19 protein-coding genes are annotated in these 21,556 nt (G+C 65.7%); 14 read left to right on the forward strand and 5 right to left on the reverse strand.

Annotation, left to right across the window (positions count from 1 at the left end):
* Window positions 1–3: 3 nt before the first annotated feature.
* The 9 genes from purB (at window position 4) to QCE63_RS36660 (ending at window position 9,350) form a co-directional block, all read left to right on the forward strand.
* On the forward strand, window positions 4–1,368 hold the full coding sequence (gene purB / locus QCE63_RS36620; protein WP_309840310.1) for an adenylosuccinate lyase: 1,365 nt from the start codon (window positions 4–6) through the stop codon (window positions 1,366–1,368).
* 17 nt (window positions 1,369–1,385) lie between these two features.
* On the forward strand, window positions 1,386–2,363 hold the full coding sequence (locus tag QCE63_RS36625; RefSeq protein ID WP_309840313.1) for a LysR family transcriptional regulator: 978 nt from the start codon (window positions 1,386–1,388) through the stop codon (window positions 2,361–2,363).
* Between the two features lie 81 nt (window positions 2,364–2,444).
* A complete protein-coding gene (locus tag QCE63_RS36630) occupies window positions 2,445–3,416 on the forward strand; it encodes a tripartite tricarboxylate transporter substrate binding protein (protein WP_309840316.1) in 972 nt (323 codons plus the stop codon).
* 54 nt (window positions 3,417–3,470) lie between these two features.
* Complete coding sequence (locus tag QCE63_RS36635; protein WP_309840319.1) at window positions 3,471–4,469, forward strand: tripartite tricarboxylate transporter substrate binding protein; 999 nt, start codon at window positions 3,471–3,473, stop codon at window positions 4,467–4,469.
* Window positions 4,470–4,521: 52 nt separating this feature from the next.
* Window positions 4,522–5,385 (forward strand): sulfurtransferase, encoded by an 864-nt coding sequence (locus QCE63_RS36640; protein WP_309840321.1) that lies wholly within the window; start codon window positions 4,522–4,524, stop codon window positions 5,383–5,385.
* Between the two features lie 18 nt (window positions 5,386–5,403).
* On the forward strand, window positions 5,404–6,408 hold the full coding sequence (locus QCE63_RS36645) for a D-2-hydroxyacid dehydrogenase family protein (RefSeq protein ID WP_309840324.1): 1,005 nt from the start codon (window positions 5,404–5,406) through the stop codon (window positions 6,406–6,408).
* Between the two features lie 45 nt (window positions 6,409–6,453).
* The gene (locus QCE63_RS36650; RefSeq protein ID WP_309840328.1) at window positions 6,454–7,836 is read left to right on the forward strand and encodes an MmgE/PrpD family protein; all 1,383 of its coding nucleotides are present in this window, start codon (window positions 6,454–6,456) and stop codon (window positions 7,834–7,836) included.
* A gap of 7 nt (window positions 7,837–7,843) precedes the next feature.
* Complete coding sequence (locus QCE63_RS36655) at window positions 7,844–8,563, forward strand: MBL fold metallo-hydrolase (RefSeq protein WP_309840330.1); 720 nt, start codon at window positions 7,844–7,846, stop codon at window positions 8,561–8,563.
* A 4-nt stretch (window positions 8,564–8,567) separates the two neighbouring features.
* Complete coding sequence (locus QCE63_RS36660; protein WP_309840335.1) at window positions 8,568–9,350, forward strand: sulfite exporter TauE/SafE family protein; 783 nt, start codon at window positions 8,568–8,570, stop codon at window positions 9,348–9,350.
* Between the two features lie 3 nt (window positions 9,351–9,353).
* Here QCE63_RS36660 and QCE63_RS36665 read toward each other — a convergent pair whose 3' ends face one another.
* The 3 genes from QCE63_RS36665 to QCE63_RS36675 form a co-directional block, all read right to left on the reverse strand.
* Window positions 9,354–10,349: a formylglycine-generating enzyme family protein gene (locus QCE63_RS36665; protein ID WP_309840338.1), complete on the reverse strand. Its 996-nt coding sequence runs from the start codon at window positions 10,347–10,349 to the stop codon at window positions 9,354–9,356.
* Entirely contained in the window at window positions 10,349–11,977 is a 1,629-nt protein-coding gene (locus tag QCE63_RS36670; protein WP_309840340.1) for an arylsulfatase, read from the reverse strand. The genes QCE63_RS36665 and QCE63_RS36670 overlap by 1 nt, the downstream gene beginning before the upstream one ends.
* Before the next feature lie 73 nt (window positions 11,978–12,050).
* Window positions 12,051–13,325 carry an MFS transporter gene (locus QCE63_RS36675; RefSeq protein ID WP_309840343.1) on the reverse strand — a complete coding sequence of 425 codons (1,275 nt, stop codon included), beginning with the start codon at window positions 13,323–13,325 and terminating at the stop codon, window positions 12,051–12,053.
* A gap of 301 nt (window positions 13,326–13,626) precedes the next feature.
* Here QCE63_RS36675 and glpD point away from each other — a divergent pair, with 301 nt between their 5' ends.
* Together glpD and glpK are read left to right on the forward strand one after the other, a co-directional pair.
* Entirely contained in the window at window positions 13,627–15,192 is a 1,566-nt protein-coding gene (gene glpD, locus QCE63_RS36680; protein ID WP_309840345.1) for a glycerol-3-phosphate dehydrogenase, read from the forward strand.
* A gap of 40 nt (window positions 15,193–15,232) precedes the next feature.
* The gene (gene glpK, locus QCE63_RS36685; protein WP_309840346.1) at window positions 15,233–16,762 is read left to right on the forward strand and encodes a glycerol kinase GlpK; all 1,530 of its coding nucleotides are present in this window, start codon (window positions 15,233–15,235) and stop codon (window positions 16,760–16,762) included.
* A gap of 21 nt (window positions 16,763–16,783) precedes the next feature.
* Here glpK and QCE63_RS36690 read toward each other — a convergent pair whose 3' ends face one another.
* Both QCE63_RS36690 and QCE63_RS36695 read right to left on the reverse strand, forming a co-directional pair.
* Entirely contained in the window at window positions 16,784–17,428 is a 645-nt protein-coding gene (locus QCE63_RS36690; RefSeq protein WP_309840348.1) for a TetR/AcrR family transcriptional regulator, read from the reverse strand.
* Window positions 17,429–17,608: 180 nt separating this feature from the next.
* Window positions 17,609–18,496 carry a LysR family transcriptional regulator gene (locus tag QCE63_RS36695; protein WP_309840350.1) on the reverse strand — a complete coding sequence of 296 codons (888 nt, stop codon included), beginning with the start codon at window positions 18,494–18,496 and terminating at the stop codon, window positions 17,609–17,611.
* 109 nt (window positions 18,497–18,605) lie between these two features.
* Here QCE63_RS36695 and QCE63_RS36700 point away from each other — a divergent pair, with 109 nt between their 5' ends.
* Genes QCE63_RS36700 through QCE63_RS36710 form a run of 3 tightly spaced genes read left to right on the forward strand, consistent with a single transcriptional unit; the run spans window position 18,606 to window position 21,529 of the window.
* On the forward strand, window positions 18,606–19,499 hold the full coding sequence (locus QCE63_RS36700; protein ID WP_309840353.1) for a CoA ester lyase: 894 nt from the start codon (window positions 18,606–18,608) through the stop codon (window positions 19,497–19,499).
* Between the two features lie 13 nt (window positions 19,500–19,512).
* Window positions 19,513–20,703, forward strand: coding sequence for a CoA transferase (locus QCE63_RS36705; RefSeq protein WP_309840356.1), 1,191 nt, complete (start codon window positions 19,513–19,515; stop codon window positions 20,701–20,703).
* 16 nt (window positions 20,704–20,719) lie between these two features.
* The gene (locus QCE63_RS36710; RefSeq protein WP_309840360.1) at window positions 20,720–21,529 is read left to right on the forward strand and encodes an amidohydrolase family protein; all 810 of its coding nucleotides are present in this window, start codon (window positions 20,720–20,722) and stop codon (window positions 21,527–21,529) included.
* Window positions 21,530–21,556: the final 27 nt, after the last annotated feature.

Genomic DNA, 21,556 nt, shown 5'->3' on the forward strand with positions numbered 1-21,556 from the left:
TCCATGAGCGTTTCCGTATTCGACATGCTTGCGCTGCAACATCTGTGGAGCAGCGAAAGGCTGCGGCAGATCTATTCGGAGGAACAGCGCATCCAGAAGTGGCTCGATTTCGAGGCCGCGCTTGCCAACGCGCAGGCGGCGCTGGGCATCATTCCGAAGGCGGCGGCGCAGGCCATCGCGGAGAACGCGAAGGTCGAGAAGATCGACATTCCGCTGATGGCAAGCGAGATCCGCCGCATCAAGCATTCGCTCGTGCCGCTGCTCAAGCAGTTGCAGGCCCACGCCGGCAAGGAAGGCGAATGGGTGCACTACGGCGCGACCACGCAGGACGTGCTCGATACCGGCACCATCCTGCAACTGAAGGACGCGCACCAGGTGTTCATGCACGAGTTGCGCGCGATCGGCCGGGAACTGGCGCGTCTCGCGAAGCAACATCGCGATACGGTGATGGTCGGCCGCACGCACGGCGTCCAGGCGCTGCCGATCACCTTCGGACACAAATGCGCAATCTGGCTCGACGAAGTGTCGCGTCACTATCAGCGCATGGAGGAATGCGAGAAGCGCGTGTTCGTCGGCATGCTGATCGGCGCCGTGGGCACGCAGGCCTCGCTCGGACCCCAGGCGCGCGAGGTGGAAACGCGCACGCTCGAAGCACTCGGCCTCGCCGTGCCGACCATCAGCTGGGGCCCGTCGCGCGACCGCGTCACCGAATACGCGAACCTGCTGGCGATGATCGGCGCGACCATGTCGAAGATCGGCAACGAGCTGTTCAACATGCAGCGCAACGAGTTCGGCGAAGTGGAAGAGCAGTTCTCCGACGGCAAGCTGGCCTCCTCCACCATGCCGCACAAGCGCAATCCGACTGCCGCCGAGAACATCGCCGGGCTGTCGCGCGCGCTGCGCTACAACGCCGCGATGATGACCGAAGCAATGGTGCAGGAACACGAGCGCGACGGCATCGCGTGGAAGACCGAATGGAAGGCGCTGCCGGAATGCTGCCTGATCTCCGGCGCGCTGCTGGAACAAACCACGAAGCTGCTGGCCGGCCTGCGTGTCGATGCGGACGCGATGTCGCACAATCTCGACAAGATGCGCGGCTATCTGCTGACCGAGCGCGTGATGATCGAGCTGGGCGAACGCGTCGGCAAGCAGACGGCGCATCACTGGCTGTATGAAGCGTCGATGCACGGCATCGCCAACAAGCTCGATTTCGCCGATGCCATGCGCACCCACGAAGGTCTCGCGAAGGTGCTCGACGAGAACGACATCGTGCGCCTGACCGATCCGGCCGGCTATCTCGGCCAGACCGGCGCGAGCATCGACCGGACGCTCGCCGCTCAACAGGCGGCGGGCTGGATGAACGACTGACTCCTCCTTTTTTCGGCATGAAACTCGAAGACATCAATGCATTCGTGGCGGTGGTCCGCTACGAATCCGTCACCGGCGCCGCGGAGGCGCTGCTGACGCGCCAGCCGCTCATCAGCCGGCGCGTGCAGAATCTCGAACGCGATCTCGGCGTGGAACTGCTCGACCGCCATACCAAGCCGCCCCGGCCCACGCCGCTCGGCCGCCGCGTGTATGAGCGCTGCGAGGCGGTGCTGCGCGAGGTGGCGTCGATCGACGACCTGGTGCGGGGCGACTCACCGCCGGGCGGGACGCTGCGCGTCGGGGTGTCGGAAGTGATTGCCGAACTCGCGCTGCTCGACGCCATGCCCCGGCAGATGGAAGAGACGCCGGGGCTGTCCATCCAGATTTCGTCGGGCTGGAGCACCGACGTGATCGCCCGCCTCCAGGCCAATGAACTCGACGGCGCCATCGTCGTGTTGCCGGGCACGACCCAGTTCGATCCGGGCCTGAGCGCCACGCGCCTGGGCGAGCTGCACATGGTCGTGGTGGCGCGCAAGGGCGCAATGCCAGCCCATACGCTGCATCTCGCCGATCTCGGCGGCATGGGCTGGGTGCTGAACCCGGAAGGCTGCGGCTTCCGCGACGGCCTCTTCAGCGCGTTCCGCGAGCGCGGCATGCCGCTGCAGGTAAACGTGGGCGCGTTCGGCGCGGAGCAGAAACTGGGACTTGTCGCGCATGGCGTGGGCCTCGGCTTCGTGCCGGACTGCATGCTGGCCGCGAGCGCCTATGTGGACGATCTCGAAGCCGTCGATCTCGACGACTTCTCGCCGCGTCCGTGCATCTGGCGCGTCGTGCCGGCGCACGCGGAACGCTCGGCGGCGCAGGTCGAACGTTTCGGCGATGCCGTGGTGCAGGCACTCGAAAAACTGGCCGCCGATACCGCGCCGACGCTCCCGCGCCGTGCGGCACGCAATGGCGGCGCGCGCGCGCGCAGCGGCGCCGAGCCGCGCAAATAAACACCCTTGCCGTGCAGAAAAGCGGCGTGCGTGCCGGTCGTGCGCCGCTCTGACAAAACTAACCGGACGGAGACGACTCGCATGAAACTCACCCGCCTGCTCGGCGCAATCGGCCTCGCCTGTTGCGCGATCCTGCCGGTCACCAGCCACGCCGACGACGGCTATCCGACCCAAACCATCCACCTCGTGGTCGGCTTCCCGCCGGGCGGCGGCGGCGACCTGTACGGCCGCGCGCTCGCGGCGGCGCTCGCCCCGATCCTCCATCAGACCGTGATCGTCGACAACCGGCCCGGCGCGGGCGGCATCATCGCGGCTGAAACAGTCGCGCACGCGAAACCGGACGGCTACACGCTGCTGCTCGCGATGAGCGGCAATCTCGCGACCGCGCCCGCCATCCGCAAGCGGCTGCCGTACAAGGTGCCCGAGAGCTTCGCGCCCATCGCGCTGGTGGCCGAGGCGCCGCAAGGGCTGATGGTGTCGGCGAAATCGAAATATCACACGCTCGCCGATTTCATCAACGCGGCCAAGGCCGGCAAGCTGAGCTATGCGTCGACGGGCACCGGCTCTGCCGCGCAGCTCGGCATGGAGATGTTCAAGCAGGCCGCGGGGGTGGACGTGCTGCACGTGCCGTACAAAGGCTCGGGCCCGGCGATCAACGACCTGATCAGCGGCCGCGTCGACGCCTTCTTCGCCACTTATCCGCCGCTCGCCGGCCAGATCAAGGGCGGCCAGTTGCGTCTGCTGGCAAGCACGGCCGAGAAGCGCAATGCGCAGATGCCGGACGTGCCGACGATGAAGGAAGCCGGCGTGAACATGACGCTGACCCAGTGGTACGGCCTCGCCGCGCCCGCCGGCACGCCCGCGCCGGTCGTCGCGAAGCTCGAGGAGGCGACCATGCAGGCCCTCGCCGCGCCGACCGTGAAGGAACTGTTCGACCGCGAAGGCGTGGTGCCGGGCACGCTCACCGGCGACGCGTTCTCGAAGTACATCGTCGAGGATATCGGCCGCTATCGGCAGACCGTGCAGAAGGGGCACATGCAGTTGCTGCAATGACGCAGTGACGCCGCGCCCTTGCGTAGCAGGCCATCGATAACAACGGAGACAAGCATGCGTTCAACCCGAAATGCGAAGAACGAAGTTCCGGCGCGTCTGCTGCGCGCCCTGTCGGCCTGTGTGCTGGGCCTGGGTATCGGCATGGCGGCCATGCCGGCGGCGCACGCGGGCGGCTATCCGGACGGCCCGATCAAGCTGCTGGTCGGTTTTCCGCCGGGCGGCGGCGGCGATACGTATGCGCGCGTCGTCGCTACCGCGCTGTCGAAGAGTCTCGACAATCCTGTCGTGGTCGAGAACCGTCCCGGCGCGGGCGGCAACATCGCGGCGGATATCGTCGCTCACTCAAAGCCTGATGGCTACACGCTGCTGCTGGCGATGAGCGGCAACTTCTCGGTCGCGCCGGTGGTGCATCCGGACCTGCGCTACAAGGTGCCGGACAGCTTCGCGCCCATTTCAATGGTGGTCGAGACGCCGTTCGGCCTGATGGTCAGCGCGAAGTCGAAGTACAAGACGATCCAGGACTACGTGGCGGCGGCCAAGGGCGGCAAGCTCACTTACGCGTCCACCGGCACGGGCGGCGCAGCGCAATCGACGATGGAGATCTTCAAGAAGAAGGCGGGCCTCGACATCCTCAACGTGCCCTTCACCGGCTCGGGTCCGGCGACCACGGCGCTGCTCGGCGGTCAGGTGGACAGCTTCTTCGCGCCTTATACACCGCTCTCCGGGCAACTGACCGACGACGGCATGCGCCTGCTCGCGACCAGCGGTGCCCAGCGCAATCCTGCTTACCCGGACGTGCCGACCTTCCACGAACTCGGCTGGGCCGTGGGCACGACGCAGTGGTACGGCGTCGCCGCGCCGGCGGGCACGCCGCCCGACGTGGTCGCGAAGCTGAACCAGAACATCCAGCAGATCCTCAAGCAGCCCGACGTCGTCAAGCTATTGACGATGAACGGCGCGGTGCTGACCAACACCTCGGGCGACGCCTTCACGAAGTTCATCGAAAGCGATATCGCGGATTACCGCGCCGTGGTCAAGCCGCTCAATCACTGAACGCACCGCGAGCGAAACCTTCAATTCCATTCTCTCAAGCAACAGGAACCCCATGCGCTTCGACACGCTGATGTCCCCCGAACAACTCGCCTCGCTGCTCGCCGATGACTCGGCCAACGTGCTGGTCTGCGATTGCAGCTTCGACCTGACCAACCCGGACGCGGGCCTCGCGAGCTATCGCGAAGCGCACGTGCCGGGCGCGGTGCATCTGCATCTGGAATCCGAACTGAGCGGCCCGAAAACCGGCCAGAACGGCCGACATCCGCTGCCGTCCGTCGAGGCCTTCGCCGCCGCGATGGCGCGCGCCGGCGCGAGCGACGCCACACAGATCGTCTGCTACGACAGCGCGGGCGGCATGTACGCGGCGCGTCTGTGGTGGCTGGCGCGCTGGGCCGGTCATCGCGATGTCGCGGTGCTCGACGGCGGCCTGCCCGCCTGGCGCGGCGCGGGTCACGCGGTGGAAAGCGGCGAGCGCAAGACATCCGCGCCGGGCAGCTTCACGGTCCGCACGCCGCTCGTCACGACGGTCGATTTCGACGCCGTGCGCGCCAACATCGACAGCGGTGAACGCGTGGTGCTCGACGCCCGCGCGGCCGACCGTTATCGCGGCGAGAACGAAACGCTCGACGCAGTGGGCGGCCATATTCCGAAGGCACGCAACCGCTTCTTCCGCGACAACCTCGACGCCGGCGGCCGCTTCAAGCCGGCAGCAACGCTGCGAGAGGAAATCGGCGCGATTGCGGGCACGACGGACGGCGCGGCGCTGATCGGCCAGTGCGGTTCCGGCGTGACCGCCTGTCACAACCTGCTGGCGATGGAGATTGCGGGCATGCGCGGCGCGGCGCTCTATCCGGGCTCGTGGAGCGAGTGGAGTTCGCGCCAGGGCGCGCCGGTCGCCACCGGCGCACAGGCTTAACCGGCGCGCGCGGCCGCGATGAAGATCGCCATCCTCGACGACCATCAGGACGCCGTCCGCAAGCTCGACTGCTTCCGGCTGCTCGACGGTCACGATGTCCAGGTGCTGCACGACACCATCAAGGACCTCGACACGCTGGCCGCGCGCATCGCCGATGCGGAAGTGCTGGTGCTGATCCGCGAACGCACGCCGATGCCGCGCGCGCTGCTGGAGAAGCTGCCGAACCTGCGCTTCATCGCGCAGACCGGCAAGGCGAGTGCGCATATCGACCTGGATGCGGCGACGGAACTCGGCATTCCGGTAACGGAGAGCCGCTTCTCCGGCGTCGCCACGGCGGAACTCGTGTGGGGGCTGATGCTCGCGGCGGCGCGGCGCATCCCGCAATACGCGGCGAATCTGAAGGCGGGCGTGTGGCAGCGCAGCGGCCTCGAAAACGACGCGACACCCTGCGGCCACGGACTCGGCGTCGCGCTGGAGCACCGCACGCTCGGCATCTGGGGTTATGGGCGCATCGGCCGGCGTCTGGCGCACTACGCGACGGCCTTCGGCATGCGCGTTCTGGTCTGGAGCCGGCCGGAGTCGCTCGCGCTCGCGGCGAAGCACGGTCATGAACTCGCCGCCGACGCGCACGACCTCTTCGCCCGGTCCGACGTGCTGACCTTGCAGGTGCGCCAGAACGACGTCACGCGCGGCATGGTCACGCTGGATCACCTTCTGGCGATGAAGCCCGACGCGCTCTTTGTCAACACGAGCCGCGCGGGCCTGGTGCAGCCGGGCGCGCTCGCCGAAGCGCTGGCGCGCGGGCGGCCGGGCCTCGCCGCACTCGATGTCTTCGACGAGGAACCCGCGCTGCGCGATGCCTTCGTGCAGATGCCCAACGTCGTCTGCACGCCGCATCTCGGTTACGTGCAGAAAGAAAACTACGAAACGCTCTTCGATGCGGCGTTTCGCGACGTGCTCGCCTGGCAGGCCGGAACGCCGCGCAACCTCGTCAATCCGGCGGCATTCGAGCGGCGAACCTGAGCCACCCGCCGCCATCCCAGTCACAGCATTCCACGGAGACCTTTCATGAGCGAAGCTTCGAGCGCCCGCTTTCCCCTCACACGCGAACTCGCCGAGACCTGTCTCGCGCGCGCTCGCGACCCGCTGCCGGCCGAAGTCACCGAGATCGCAAAGCACTCGCTGCTCGACTGGCTGGGCACGCTGACTTCCGGGTGGGCAGACCCATCGGTAGGCATGCTCGAGGCCGAGATCCGCGCGGAAGAAGCCGCGCCGCGCGCGACGCTACTCGGCAGCGGCGCGCGGACCAGCGTGCGCAACGCGGCGCTGGTCAACGGCATGGCGTCGCACGTGCTCGATTTTGACGACGTGCATCTGGGTTCGCGCGTGCATCCGTCGGTGCCGCTGTGGTCGGCGATTCTCGCGATCTGCGAACGCGACGGCCTGAGCGGTCAACGCGCGCTCGCGGCTTTCGTCGTGGGCGTGGAGATGCAGAGCCGCATCGCGCTCGTCATGGGCGAGGAGCACTACAAGCGCGGCTGGCACAACACGGCGACCTTCGGCATGTTCGGCGCGGCGCTCGCCAGCGCCACGCTGCTCGATCTCACGCTTGCCCAGACGCAGCACGCGCTCGGCATTGCCGCGACGCAATCGGCCGGGCTGCGCGCGGCCTTCGGCACCATGTGCAAGCCGCTGCATGCGGGCCACGCGGCCGCGAGCGGCGTGCTTGCCGCGAGTCTCGCAAAGCGCGGTTTCACCAGCCAGACCGACATGCTCGAATGCGAGGCCGGTTTCATCGAGCTGTATGCCAGCGCGCGCGACAACGACGCGATTGCACGCGCGCTCGCCGCTGCGCCGGACTATCAGGCGCGCACGATTCTCTTCAAGTACAACGCGTCGTGCTATGGCACGCAGGGTTCGATCGAAGCGTCCAAGCTGTTGCGCGAGCGACTGGGCGCGCGTCTCGACGACATCGAGCGCATCGAGATCCGGGTCGAGCCGCAATATCTCTCGGTATGCTGCATTCCATCGCCGACCAACGGACTGGAAGCGAAGTTCAGCATCGCGCAGATGGTCGCGCTGACGCTCGCGGGCTGGAGCACCGTGGATGCTGCATCGTACGGCCCCGCCGCGCTCGACGACGCGCAGGTCGGACGGCTGCGTCAGCGTGTGACGATCACGCCGAATCCGCAGCAGCCGCGCGCAAGCGCCGATGTCGCGATCCTGCTGAAGGACGGCACGCGTCTCGAACAGCACATCAACACCAGCCGTCCCGAACAGGATCTCGCGCGACAGGAACGCAACCTGAGCGCGAAGGCCGGTTCGCTATTGGGCGAGCGACTGGAGGCAGCGCAAGTTGACGGCATCGTGAAGAGCGTGCTGGGCTTCGAAAAGTTCGGGAATGTCGGCGACTTCATCGCGCGCTTCGCCCAGGCGCTACAGAAGGACTGAGCACGCCATGATCTTCCGACAACTCTTCGACAGTGCCTCGTGCACCTACACCTACCTGCTCGCCTCGCGGCCGGGCGGCGAGGCGCTGATCATCGACCCCGTGAAGGAACGGCTCGACCAGTATCTGCAACTGATCGAGGAACTCGGCGTGGAACTCGTGCATGCCATCGATACGCATACGCACGCCGATCACATCACCGCGCTCGGCGATTTACGCGACGCGCTGCATTGCACGACGATCATGGGCGAACGCACGCGCGCCGAATGCGTGACGCGCCATGTGCGCGACGGCGAGCGTATCGACGTGGACGGCATCACGCTGGGCGCGCTCTATACGCCCGGCCATACCGACGAGTCGTTCAGCTTCGTGCTGGAACCCGACGCGCCGCGCGCCGTGTTCACCGGCGACGTACTGCTAATCCGCGGCAGCGGCCGCACCGACTTCCAGGGCGGCGATGCGCGCCGTTCGTGGGACTCGATCGTCAACCGGCTGTTCCGTCTGCCCGAGCCTACGATCGTCTATCCGGCGCACGACTACAAGGGCATGAGCGCGTCGAGCATCGGCGAGGAACAGCGCTGGAATCCACGCATCGCGGGCAAGACCGAGGACGAGTATGCGCACATCATGGCGTCGCTCGACCTGCCTTATCCGAAGATGATGGACGTGGCCGTGCCCGCGAACCTGACCTGCGGCCAGCCCGCGTCCACACCGCGACGGCAGGGTTGAACGCATGCCCGAACCGTCTTTCATCCAGATCCTTCTTGCTTTGCTGTGCGGTGGTTTCGTCAGTTTCATGCTCGGCATGATCGGCGGCGGCGGGTCCATCCTCGCCATCCCGCTGCTGCTCTATGTGGTCGGCCTGCACAACGCGCATGCCGCCATCGGCACGGCGGCGCTCGCCGTGGCCGCAAGCGCTTATCTCAACATGATTCCCCATGCGCGCGCCGGACGCGTGCGCTGGGACGCGGCCTTCACCTTCGCGGCGAGCGGCGTGCTGGGCGCGGCGCTGGGTTCGAGCCTGGGCAAACTCGTCGACGGTCATCGGCTGCTCGACTACTTCGCCGGTCTCATGTGCATCGTGGCCGTGCTGATGCTGCGCAGCACACCCTCTGACGCAGAAGCCTCGCGCGCCGGCGCCTCGCGACGCTATCCGCAACTGTGCGGCACGGGGCTGGGCGCGGGCGGACTGTCAGGATTCTTCGGCATCGGCGGCGGCTTTCTGATCGTGCCGGGACTGATGTTCGCCGCGCAGATGCAGATTGTCGAGGCTATCGGCACGTCACTGTTTGCGGTCGGCAGCTTTGGCCTCACCACTGCAATCAACTACTCGATTTCCGGCGACGTCGACTGGCCCGTGGCCGCGGTGTTCGTGCTGGGCGGCACGGTCGGCGGCTGGATGGGCGCGCGCGCGGCCGGACGCCTCGCGCATCGGCGCGGCACGCTCAACCGCGTATTCGCCGGCGTGATCGTGCTGGTCGCGGGCTATATGCTGATGCATGCGTCGCAGGGATGACGGCTATCTCGCGGGGTCGAAGGCGGCGGGTTGACGCTGTGCGCCATCCGCCGCGATCCGGAAGCCGATATTGCTCGCCGACGTCCCCGGCACGTTCGAACTGCGCGCAGCAACGCGATAGCGGTTGCAATACGAATCGTGACAGAGGAATGAGCCACCGCGCATCGAGCGCTTGCCCGTAGGCGTATCGAAGCGCGGATCGAATGCGCTGCTCGCGACGTGATAGCCCGGTGTGTACCAGTCTGCGCACCATTCCCAGACGTTGCCGCACATGTTGTAGAAGCCGAGGCCGTTAGGCTCGAAGGCATCGACGCGCAGCGGACCGGCGTTCCCGCCGGGCGCGGTAATGAGCGGAAAATCGCCCTGCCAGATGTTGCAGCGGGGCTGTCCGTCCGGTTCGAGTTCGTCGCCCCATGGATAGCGCTTGCCCTCGAGACCGCCGCGCGCGGCGAATTCCCATTCGGCTTCGGTCGGCAGGCGGCCACCTTTCCAGACGCAGTAGGCGTGCGCATCGTCCCACGACATATGCACCACGGGATGCCGCGCCCGGTCGCGAATGTGCGAGCCAGGCCCTTCGGGCCGTTGCCAGCAGGCGCCTTCGACATCCAGCCACCAGTGCAGGCCGGGCGCCACGCGACGCATCCCGGCGCGCCGCGCTTCCGGCACCTGGAGATAGAACACGAACGACGTGCCGAGTTGCTCGGCGGTGGTGATGTAGCCCGTCGCCCGCACGAACGCGCTGAATTCGCCGTTCGTCACGGTGGTCGCCTCGAGCGCGAAGTCACTCACACGCACGCGGCGCGCGGGGCCTTCGCCATCGTCGGCGAAACCTTCGGCGAGATCAGTGCCCATCTCGAACTCGCCGCCGCGAACTTGCACCAACGCGTCAGGCTCGCCGGTCCGCGCGATGTCCTGCGCTGGCGACTCCACATGAACAGCACGCTGCGGCGTGCAGCACGCCCGCTTCGTGCCGCCCTCGCGCAAGCCCGGCGTCTCCATCACTTGTCCTCTTCCTTTTCCCAGAATGCGGGCTCGTCCTGCTCCGCCATCAACGCCAGGATCTTCTCGCGCGGAATCACGCCGCAGCGCGCGGCCCATTCGTCATAACGCGCCGCCATGTCCTTCACGCGATCCGGATGCTGGCCCGCGAGATCGTTCAACTCCGTGCGGTCCGCGTCCATGTCGTAGAGCTCCCACGGATTCGGATAGCGCCTCACCAGCTTCCATGGTCCGATACGCACCGCCGCGTTGCCTTCGTGCTCCCAGAACATCGGCGGACGGGCTTCCACACTCTTCTCCTCGAACGACGCCCGCAACGAGTGACCTTCGAGCGGCGCAATGGCGTTGCCGCCATGCTGCTGCGGATAGTCCGTGCGAGTGATGTCGAGCACCGTCGCCATGACGTCGGGCAAATAGCCCGGCGAGTGACGGATCTCGCCCTTCGCCTCGATGCCGTCCGGCCAGTGCACGATGAACGGCGTCGAGATGCCGCCTTCATGAATCCAGTGCTTGTAGAGCCGGAACGGCGCGTTCGAGAGATTCGCCCAGGCCGTGCCGTAGCTCTGGTACGTGTCTTCGCCGCCCGGCATCAGCGCCGGGTTATTGCCGAACTGGACTTCGGCGCCCTTGCGCGTGTGCGATTTGGCGATCTTGAGATTGTTGACGAGATCATCGACCGTGACGCCTTCCGGAATGTCCTCGGCGCACGCGCCGTTGTCCGACAGAAAGATGATGACAGTGTTGTCGAGCTGCCCCGTGCGTTCGAGCGCCGCGACGATGCGCCCGATGCCCTGATCCATCCGGTCGATCTGCGCCGCATACACTTCCATGCAGCGCAGCCGCCAGGCCTTGTGATCGGCTTCGCTCCATTCGGGCTGCGTCGGGTCGCGGTCGCTGAGACGCCAGATGTCGCGCAGGATGCCGTCATCGACGAGCCGCTTCAGGCGCTCTTCGCGCAGCGCGTCCCAGCCCGCGTCGAAACGGCCCTTGTACTTGGCGATGTCTTCCTCATGCGCATGCAGCGGCCAATGCGGCGCCGTGTACGCGACGTACTGGAAGAACGGCGTGTCGGCATGTTCGGCGACATGTTGCTCGATGAACGAGACCGCTTCGTCGCTGATGGCATCGGTATAGAAGAAGTCGTCCTGCTCCTTCGCCTCGTGCTCGATATTGGTGTTGCCGCGCGTGAGCGTGTTCGGATCGTAGAAGCTGCCCGCGCCGATGATCGTGCCGTAGAACGCGTCGAAGCCACGCTGCATCGGCCAGGTATCGGTGGGTTCGTCGAGACTGCTCGCCACATGCCATTTGCCGCTCATGTAGGTGCGATAGTCGTTGGTCTTCAGCACTTCCGGAATGGTCACGCACTGCTTGTTCAGATTGCCCGCGTAACCTTCGGGACCGTAGTCGTAGGTCAGCACGCCGATGCCCGTCTGATGCGGATGCAGCCCCGTCAGCAAGGACGCGCGCGACGGGCTGCAACGTGCGGTGTTATAGAACTGCGAATAGCGCAGGCCGTTCCGGGCGAGCCGGTTGAGGTTCGGAGTATCGATTTCTCCGCCATAGCAGCCGATGTCGGAGTAGCCCATGTCGTCGTTCAGAATCAGGATGATGTTCGGTTTGCTTGCCATGCTGGTCCCGGTGCGAGAAATGAATGAAGGTGCGCGGGTTCGTCGGTCCCCGCACCGCTGTCGCGAAGCCGTTTCAGGTCTGTGAGTTCAGGTTGGTCTTCAGCGCGCCGTGCGCGTCGCGTTGCGGTTCATGCGCGAACCATACGAACACGGCAGCAACGATCAGCGAGACCGGCAGCGCGAGAATGGCGCTCTGCAAGCCGAGTTCCTGCGCGAGAATACCGCCCGACAGCGGCCCGAGCACCGCGCCCACTTCGCCGCCGAACAGCGCGACGCCGAAGGCCATGCCGGCGAGACGCGGATCGGTTGAATCCATCACCAGCGCAATGGCCGTGGAGATGTAGGCCCCGAACACGCCGCCGAGCACCATCAGCGTGAACAGCATCGGTGCGCTTTGCGCCTGCGTAAAGCCCCACAAACAGATGGCCGAAACCGGCGTGAGCAGGCTGATGGTGCGCTTGCGGCCGATGCGGTCCGCGAGGAAGCCGCTCAGCACGAGGCCGATCGAGACACCACCGAACAGCGTCGCCGACATCAGTCCGCCGCTGAGGAAGGACATGTGATGCACCTTGATCGCGTACGCCGGAACCCAGGTGGCGGCCATCCAGAAGGTGAAGTTATAGAGCCCGTGCATAACGAAGACGACCCAGACGTTGCGCATGCGGATGACGTCGCGGATGCGCGCGCCGCCCTTCTCGATGTGCAGTGCGACGGCTTCGTCGTGGCCCGGCGTCTCGGTGCGCGGACGCTCCTTGATACGGCGCATGAACAGGACGCCCGACAGCAACGTGATGACGCCGCAGATCGGCCAGACCGCGCGCCAGCCCATGTGCGCGCCGACGACGGTCGCTGCCGCGATGCCGGCCAGCGTGCCGAGGCTGTAGCCCGTTTCCCAGATGGCCAGCGCACGGCCGCGCTGCTTGTACGGGAAGCTCTCGCTGACCCAGGCGGCGGCGGCAGGATACTGGAGTCCCTCGAAGATGCCGGTCATCACGCGCACGGCGGCGAAGGACTTGACGCCGGTGACAAGACCGGTGAGGCAGGTGGCCGCGCCGAAACCGAACACGGAGAGCACGGTCATCGGCTTGCGGCCGTAGCGGTCAGCAAGCAGGCCGCCGAAGAAGGTCGAGAGATAGCCGACGAAGAAGAACGACACGAGACCGCCAGCCGTCGCATAAGAGATGCCGAACTCCGCGATGATGAGCGGCAGCAACGGCCCGATGAGCCCGCGGTCTGCGAAGTTGAGCAGCCACGTGAACCAGTTCCAGAACAGTACGCGCCGCGCATAGCCGGGCCAGTCGGGCCCTTGCCTGTACACCACCTGTCCGAGTTGCGTGCGCTCCTGCATGGCGCTGTCTCCTTTGTGCCGTGGTTTGCCTTGGCGGGCGCAGGGCGCACCCGGTTTTTAAGTACAAGCCGAACTATAAGGAACATTTTCGAAAACGGAAAGTTCACTTTCGAAAAGTTTGGTGAGGGTATACGCTGAACAGGCTTCTATTTTTTGCGCCTTCCTTGCTTCTTTCGCGTGAATGTAGCCTACAGGCAGGCCCCTTTACTTTTGACCCGATATTCGATAAATTTTCGCAAACGAACATTTCGGTTCGTTCGCATCCATTTCGTGCCGGACAACACTTGAGAGTAAAGAGACCATGCAAGCCTTGATCTACGACCTGCTCGTGGCGGGCGGCGGCATCAACGGAGTGGGAATCGCACGCGACGCTGCCGGACGCGGGCTCTCGGTCTTGCTGGTCGAACAGGACGATCTGGCGTCGCACACGTCGTCGTCGAGCACGAAGCTCATTCACGGCGGTCTGCGTTACCTTGAATACCGCGAGTTCCGCCTGGTCCGCAAGGCCTTGCAGGAGCGCGAAACCTTGCTGCGCTCGGCGCCGCACATCATCTCGCCGCTGCGCTTCGTCATGCCGCACATGCCAGAACTACGCCCGGCCTGGCTGATCCGCGCCGGGCTGTTTCTCTACGATCATCTGGCAAAACGCGAACTGCTGCAGGGGTCGAGCGGCATCGACATGCGCCGCCACCCGGCCGGGGCGCCGCTGGTCGACAGCATCGAGCGCGGGTTCATCTACTCCGATGGCTGGGTCGACGATGCCCGGCTTGTCGTGCTGAATGCCCTCGATGCACGCGAGCGCGGTGCGACTGTGCTGACGCGAACGCGCCTCGCCAGCGCGTCGCGGCAGGAAGGCGTGTGGCATGCGCGCTTAGGCGGCAACGGTCCGCAAACGACCGTGCGGGCGCGTGCGATCGTCAACGCGGCGGGTCCGTGGGTCGGCGAGCTGCTGCGCGACGGCATCCACACTCGCGAGAAGCCGCAGCATCGCGTGCGACTGGTGAAGGGAAGTCATATCGTGGTGCGCCGTCTCTTCTCTCACGCTGACGCGTACATCTTCCAGAACCCGGACAAGCGCATCATCTTCGCGATTCCCTACGAGCGCGACTTCACGCTGATCGGCACGACGGACCTGGAGTTTCATGGCGACCCGGCGCGCGTGACCATCGACGCCGAGGAAGTGCGCTATCTGTGCGACTCCATCAACCGCTATTTCAAGCAGAAGATCGCGCCAGCGGATGTTGTCTGGAGTTACTCGGGCGTGCGTCCACTGCTGGAGGACGAGCACGCGCAGAACGCTTCCGCCGTAACGCGCGACTACCGGCTCGAAGCCGATCATCCCGATAGCGAAGCGCCGTTGCTCTCGGTCTTCGGCGGCAAGATCACGACGTATCGGAAGCTGGCGGAGGAGGCCGTGGATACGCTGTGCGGCGCGCTTCGGCACGACAGCCGAACCTGGACCGCCGCTGTGCCGCTGCCGGGCGGCGACCTGCCTCATGCGGACATACACGCGTTCAGCGCGGCGCTTCGATCGCGTCATCCATGGCTGCCGGAGTCACTGGCGCTACGTTACGCGCACGCCTATGGAACGCGCGCGGACACGCTCATCGGCGTGGCGCGCAGTCTCGACGATCTCGGGCCGTCACTCGCGCCGGGCCTCGGTCTTCACGAAGCCGAATTGCGCTATCTGCGCGACGTCGAATGGGCCAGGATCTCGGAAGACGTCCTGTGGCGCCGCTCGAAACTGGGCTTGCACATCGCGCCGGATTCGCGCGATACAGTCGCCGCCCGTATCGACGCCTGGTTCGCCCAACAGGACGCAGCGGCGACCGGCGTGGCGGGACCGTCGCCGGAACACGCGGCCTAGAGCGCACGCGTGATCCAAGAACAATATACGGAGACGGACGATGAAACAGCGCTTCATCCTGAGCCTCGACCAGGGCACCACCAGTTCGCGCGCGATGCTGTTCGACGTCCAGGGGCGACTGGTGTCATCGGCGCAGAAGGAGTTCACGCAGATCTATCCGCGCCCCGGCTGGGTGGAACACGATCCGTGGGAACTCTGGTCGACCCAGTCGGGCGTCGCTGCCGAAGCGTTGTTGCGAGGCGGCGCGGAGGCCGGCGATATCGAGGCGATCGGCATCACCAACCAGCGCGAGACGACCGTCGTGTGGGATCGGGAGACCGGCAAGCCCATCCATAACGCCATCGTGTGGCAGGACCGCCGCACCGCCGACCTGTGCGACACGCTCAGGGCGGACGGTTTGTCGGCGACGGTGCGCGCGAAGACCGGCTTGCCCATCGACGCGTATTTCGCCGCGACCAAGATCCGCTGGATCCTCGACAACGTCGAGGGCGCGCGCGAGCAGGCGGCGCGCGGCAAGCTCGCATTCGGCACGGTAGACAGCTGGCTCATCTGGAATTTCACGAAGGGCGCGCTGCACGTCACGGACATCACCAACGCGTCCCGCACGATGCTCTTCAACATCCATACGCTCGACTGGGACGACGACTTGCTCGACGCCTTCGACATCCCGCGCAACATGCTGCCCGACGTGCGTGCGTCATCGGAATGCGTGGGCCGCACGGCAACCGGCGTGCTGACCGCCGAAGTGCCGCTGGCCGGAGTCGCCGGCGATCAGCATGCCGCACTGTTCGGCCAGATGTGTACACGTTCCGGGATGGCAAAGAACACTTACGGCACCGGCTGCTTCCTGATGATGAACACCGGGACACAGCCGATCGAATCGAAGAACAGTCTCGTCACGACCATTGCATGGAAGCTCGGCGACGAAGTCCATTACGCGCTGGAAGGCAGCATCTTCATCGCGGGCGCGGTGGTGCAATGGCTGCGCGACGGCCTGGGCATCATCCGCAGCGCGGCCGAAGTCGAGGCGCTCGCGCGCAGCGTTCCGGACTCCGACGGCGTCTACTTCGTGCCGGCTTTCGCGGGACTCGGTGCGCCGCACTGGAGCGCCCGCGCGCGCGGCACGCTGTTCGGCGCGACGCGCGGAACAACCTCGGCACATATCGCGCGCGCGGCGCTGGATTCGATTGCGTATCAATCGGCGGATGTCCTCAAGGCCATGGAAGCCGACTCGGGCATGCACATCGAAGAACTGCGCGTGGATGGCGGCGCCTGCGCAAATGATCTGCTGATGCAGTTTCAGTCCGACCTGCTCGGCATCGATGCAGTGCGCCCGCGCATCATCGAGACGACCGCGCTCGGCGCGGCCTGTCTGGCGGGATTGGCGACGGGATTCTGGCCTGACATTGAAACGGTGCAGCAGCAGTGGCAGCAAGACCGGCGCTTCAACCCGTCGATGCAGCCCGCATGCGTGGCGGCCAACCTGAAGGACTGGCGGCGCGCGGTGGCGGCCGCCAAGGCCTGGGGCGACGACATCGCGTCGCCTGATTCATCACGTCAGAAGGCGTGACGGCGATCGCCCCGGCAAAGCTTATTGCGCCTTCTTGTGCGAAGTGAGATAGGCCAGCAGCATATCGGTATGCATCGCGGCGATGGCTTCGTGACGCGGCTGCTCGCTGTAGTTGCGCCCGGTGAACGCACTGATCGAGAACCGGTTCGACACCACGTAGTAGCCCATGCCTACCACCGTGATGTAAAAGTCGAGCGGATCGATGCCCGGCCGGAACTCACCCGACGCCATGCCGCGCTCGAGAATCTCGCGCATGATGGCGATGACCGGGGAGATAGTTTCGCGCAGCGTGCTCGAACGCTCCAGGTATCGTCCTTCATGCAGATTTTCGTTATTGATGAGGCTCAGCCATTGGGGGTTTTCACGCAGATGATCCCAGATGGACTCCGCCAGCTTGCGCACGGCCTCGGACGGCGGCAGACCCGTCAGATCCAGACTGACTTCACGCTCTCCGAAGCGCCCGTACATTGTTTCGAGAACCGAAACGTACAAGCCTTCCTTGCTCGCAAAATAGTAATAGAGCATGCGCTCATTGGTTTCGGCCGCGGTAGCAATGGCGTCGACTCGCGCGCCGGCCAGTCCGAACCGGGTGAACTGTTCGGTGGCCGCCTCCAGAATGCGCCGCCGTGTTCCCTCCGGGTCTCGCTTTATTTTTGGTTCGCTCATGATAGCGCTCGCTCAGTTATCAATCCGGAAACGGATTATCTGCATTATGCCGCGCATCATTCGATAGTTAGTCAAAGTATGCATGCGGATTGTTGCTGCCTTGACGTCTCTATGACAAGACGTTCTCCTACGGCGAATCTTCATGGCTCATCGCTGCGCTGATTCTTCGCAACCCTGCGCTCAACCCTGCGCGACACTCGCCGCGACCGCCTCGTCCGCGCAGCGCAGCAAGCCCTGAATCAGCCGCGCGCGCGGCGAGGAACGTTGCCACACCATGCCGAAGCGGCGCGGCTCCACTTGCATCGGCAAGGTAAGCCGCGCGATGGACAGCGCGGCAGTCATCGGCGAGACGATATCCGGCACGAGCGAGACGCCCAGTCCGCGATCGACCATCATCGCGATGGCCATCAGCGAATTCAATTCGAACAGTTCGCGCGGCACGATGCGTGCAGCGCGCAGATAGTTGTCGGCCTGCTTGCCGCCGCCGAGCGTTCGGTCATAGCGGACGAACGGTTCGCGCCGCAACAATTCATGCGGGTCCTCGCGAGCCAGCCGTCCGGGCGCCAGCACGACAAGCGGTTCCTCCCGCAGCAAATGCCAGTCATACGCCTTCGGCAGCGCAAACGAAGGATGCAGACAAATGGCGACATCGAGATCGCCGCGTTGCAGCGTGTCGTACAACTCCATCGAGGTGCCCGCGCGAATCAGCACCTTGGCGCGCGGAAAGGCCCGGGCGAAGTTGGCCAGCACGTCGGGCAGCAGACTCAGCAGCGCCGTCGTGATGGTGCCGATCCGCAGCTCACCGGTCGGCTCGCCTTCCAGCGCGTGCGCCTTGAGGTCCGCGATATCGGCCACCAGGCCGCGCGCCCGCTCGATCACGCGATGCCCTGCCTCGGTCGGAATCACCGTGCGGCCCGAGCGCACGAACAGCGTGATGCCGAGTTCGCGTTCGAGCGATGCCATTTGCTGCGCAATGGCCGCCGGCGTCACGCCGACGCGCCGCGCCGCTTCCGCCATCGAGCCAGTGTCGACGACGAGCAGCAGATTTGAAAGAAAGGCGGACTCCATTGCGTAGATTTGCTTTTGTTTGAAGATAGACACGGATAGTTTATCTAAAACCTGAGCCTGCGTAGACTGTTTGGCAAAGCAAATACAGTTCAGAACAGTTGGGAGACACATGAGAAGCAAGCTCTTCGTGCCGGCATCGCGCCCGGAACTCTTTGCCAAGGCGCTGGCCAGCGCCGCCGACGCCCTCTCGTTCGACCTCGAAGACAGCGTGACGCGCGAGCGCAAGCCGCAGGCGCGCGCGGACTTGCGCGTGCTGCTCGAAAGCAGAGATGCCCTGGCGAGCGACAAGACGTTGATTGTTCGCGTCAACGCGCTGTCCACGCCGCATTTCGCCGCCGACATCGACGCCGTCGCGCGCAACGGCGTTTCCCTCGTCAACCTGCCGAAGCCCGAACAGGCCGACGACGTATTGGCCGCCGCCGCCGCGCTGGAAGCGGCCGAACGCGCCAACGGCGTGAGTACGCCGATCGGCTTGCTGCTCAACGTCGAGTCGCCGCGCGCATTGCGTCACGCCGCCGAACTGGCCGCCGCGCATCCGCGCGTCGCGGGCCTGCAATTGGGGCTCGGCGACCTGTTCGAGCCGCTCGGCATTGCGCGGCGCGAGAACGCGGCCATCGAACAGGCGATGTTCGCGCTGCGCATCGCGGCGGGCGAAGCGAATGTCTTCGCCTATGACAGCGCCTTCGCCAACATCAAGGACGCGGACGGTTTTCGCGCGGAGGCGCAACTGGCACGCGCGTTCGGCTTTATCGGCAAGAGCTGCATTCACCCGAGCCAGATCGCGATTGCGAACGATGTCTTCCGCCCTTCCGACGAAGACATCGCGCACGCGGTGCGGGTCGTCGTTGCCGCGCGCGAAGCGGATGCGAACGGTGTCGGCGCGTATGTCGTCGATGGCCGGATGATCGATCCGCCGTTCGTCGAACGCGCGCGCGTGCTGGTCAACGACGCCGCGCGGCTCGGCCTGCTCTCCGATGAGCAACGCGCCCTTGCCGGAATTTGAAAGGAGAAGGTTTATGGAACAGAACACTGGACGCGGCGGACCGCTCTCCGGCGTGCGCGTGCTCGATCTGAGCGCCTATATCGCCGGTCCCTATGGCTGCACGCTGCTGGCCGACCAGGGCGCGGAAGTCATCAAGATCGAGCCGCCCACGGGCGACAACCTGCGCAAGTATCCGTCGACGCTCGAAGCGGAAAGCCGCGCGTTTCTCGGCGTGAACCGGGGCAAGCGCGGCCTCGCGCTCGACCTGAAGCAGCCGGAAGCGCTCGACGTGTTGCTCGCGCTCGTGAAGCAGGCCGACGTGCTCGTGCATAACTTCCGCCCGAGCGTGCCGGCGCGGCTCGGCATTGCCTACGAGCAGCTGCGCGAAGTGAATCCGCGACTCGTTTATTGCGCGGTCACGGGCTATGGCGAAACCGGTCCGAACAGGGACAAGGCGGGCTACGACCAGGTCCTTCAGACGATGACCGGCATGTGCACGCTGCAAGGCCCGGCCGACGGGCCGCCCGAAGTGCTGTACGGCTCGGTGGTGGATTACTATGCGGCGGCGCTGGTGGCGTCGAGCGTGGCGTCGGCGTTGTTCGCACGCGAGAAGAGCGGTGAAGGACAGTACGTGGGCGTGTCGCTGCTGCGCAGCGCATTGACGATGCAGTCCGCGCGTCTCATCTGGGCCGACGGCGAGCCGAAGGACGTAGGCCGCGACATGCGTTCGGGCGGCATCACGGGCATTCATCCGACGCGCGAAGGCTATCTCTATCTCTCCGCGAACACGCCGCATTTCTGGAAGTCGCTGTGCGAGCTGACCGGCCTCGACGCGCTCGCCGCCGACGAACGTTACGACAGCGTGCGCAAGCGTGCGATCCATCGCGATGAGATCGTGCCGCAATTGCATGCGGCGCTCGCGCAACGTAGCGCGCTCGAATGGGAAGCGCGCTTCGGCGACGCGGTGCCGTGCGCCGCTGCGCGCAGCGTGGAAGACATGTTCGACGATCCTCAAGTCCTTGCCGAAGAAATGGTCACGCATTTCGAGCATCCGGGTCTGGGCGGCTATCGCGGCTTCAGGCATCCGGTGCGCTTCGGCGCGACGCCCCTGCCCGAGCCGTTCGCCGCGCCCGCCTTTGGCCAGCACAGCGATGCGCTGCTGCGCGAAGCCGGCCTGAGCGAAACGGACATCGAAGCATTGCGTGCGAAGCGCGCCGTGCTGTAAACGGAGACCCGCCGCGATGAAATGCGATTCCCACATCCACATCTATGACCGCGCGTTCCTGAAGCAGCCGGACGCGCAAGGTTTCGTCGCCGACGCCGATGTCGCCGCATACCGCAAGGTGCAGGCGCGCATTGGCACGGAGCGGGTCGTGATCGTGACGCCGCGCGTGTACGGCACCGACAACGCCGTCACCGTGGATGCCATCCGCCAGCTCGGCATCGAGCATGCGCGCGGCATTGCCGTGCTGCATCCGGACGTGACCGACGACGAACTCGCCGCGCTCGACCAGGGCGGCATTCGCGGCATCCGCTTCACGCTCTATACGGCGGCGAATGCGGCGGTTGGCTTCGAGATGGTCGAGCCGCTTGCGCGACGCGTCGCCGAACTCGGCTGGCACGTGCAGTTGCATTGGACCGCGGAACAGATCGTCGAGCACGAAGCGCTGTTGCGCAGCCTGCCCGCGACGATGGTGTTCGATCATCGCGCGCGTCTGCCGCTCACTGACGGCGTGCGCCACGCGGCCTTCGACATCGTGCGCGATCTCGCCGACGCGGGCCGCGCCTGGATCAAGCTGTCGGGTCCTTATCTGGATTCGGCGGCGGGCCTGGAGCAACGCTACGCCGACATCACGCCGATGGCGCGCGCCTGGGTCGATGCCTTGCCCGAACGTCTCGTATGGGGCAGCGACTGGCCGCACGTGACCGAAACGCACAAGCCCGACGACGCCATGCTGCTCGATCTGCTCGGTGAATGGGCCGAGGACGAGAGCACGCGGGAACGCATTCTCGAAACCAATCCCGCCGTGTTGTACGGCTTCGCAATCTAAAAAGAACAAGACTTACAGGAGACACCG

This window comes from Caballeronia sp. LZ065, assembly GCF_031450975.1.
Classification (GTDB): domain Bacteria; phylum Pseudomonadota; class Gammaproteobacteria; order Burkholderiales; family Burkholderiaceae; genus Caballeronia.

Coding starts and splice junctions, on each gene's coding strand:
- purB (WP_309840310.1), top strand. CDS start 4: ATGAGCGTTTCCGTATTCGACATGCTTGCGCTGCAACATCTGTGGAGC.
- QCE63_RS36650 (WP_309840328.1), top strand. CDS start 6,454: ATGAGCGAAGCTTCGAGCGCCCGCTTTCCCCTCACACGCGAACTCGCC.
- QCE63_RS36710 (WP_309840360.1), top strand. CDS start 20,720: ATGAAATGCGATTCCCACATCCACATCTATGACCGCGCGTTCCTGAAG.
- QCE63_RS36640 (WP_309840321.1), top strand. CDS start 4,522: ATGCGCTTCGACACGCTGATGTCCCCCGAACAACTCGCCTCGCTGCTC.
- QCE63_RS36675 (WP_309840343.1), bottom strand. CDS start 13,325: ATGCAGGAGCGCACGCAACTCGGACAGGTGGTGTACAGGCAAGGGCCC.
- QCE63_RS36670 (WP_309840340.1), bottom strand. CDS start 11,977: ATGGCAAGCAAACCGAACATCATCCTGATTCTGAACGACGACATGGGC.
- QCE63_RS36645 (WP_309840324.1), top strand. CDS start 5,404: ATGAAGATCGCCATCCTCGACGACCATCAGGACGCCGTCCGCAAGCTC.
- QCE63_RS36625 (WP_309840313.1), top strand. CDS start 1,386: ATGAAACTCGAAGACATCAATGCATTCGTGGCGGTGGTCCGCTACGAA.
- QCE63_RS36665 (WP_309840338.1), bottom strand. CDS start 10,349: ATGGAGACGCCGGGCTTGCGCGAGGGCGGCACGAAGCGGGCGTGCTGC.
- QCE63_RS36655 (WP_309840330.1), top strand. CDS start 7,844: ATGATCTTCCGACAACTCTTCGACAGTGCCTCGTGCACCTACACCTAC.
- QCE63_RS36630 (WP_309840316.1), top strand. CDS start 2,445: ATGAAACTCACCCGCCTGCTCGGCGCAATCGGCCTCGCCTGTTGCGCG.
- QCE63_RS36700 (WP_309840353.1), top strand. CDS start 18,606: ATGAGAAGCAAGCTCTTCGTGCCGGCATCGCGCCCGGAACTCTTTGCC.
- QCE63_RS36690 (WP_309840348.1), bottom strand. CDS start 17,428: ATGAGCGAACCAAAAATAAAGCGAGACCCGGAGGGAACACGGCGGCGC.
- glpD (WP_309840345.1), top strand. CDS start 13,627: ATGCAAGCCTTGATCTACGACCTGCTCGTGGCGGGCGGCGGCATCAAC.
- QCE63_RS36635 (WP_309840319.1), top strand. CDS start 3,471: ATGCGTTCAACCCGAAATGCGAAGAACGAAGTTCCGGCGCGTCTGCTG.
- QCE63_RS36660 (WP_309840335.1), top strand. CDS start 8,568: ATGCCCGAACCGTCTTTCATCCAGATCCTTCTTGCTTTGCTGTGCGGT.
- glpK (WP_309840346.1), top strand. CDS start 15,233: ATGAAACAGCGCTTCATCCTGAGCCTCGACCAGGGCACCACCAGTTCG.
- QCE63_RS36695 (WP_309840350.1), bottom strand. CDS start 18,496: ATGGAGTCCGCCTTTCTTTCAAATCTGCTGCTCGTCGTCGACACTGGC.
- QCE63_RS36705 (WP_309840356.1), top strand. CDS start 19,513: ATGGAACAGAACACTGGACGCGGCGGACCGCTCTCCGGCGTGCGCGTG.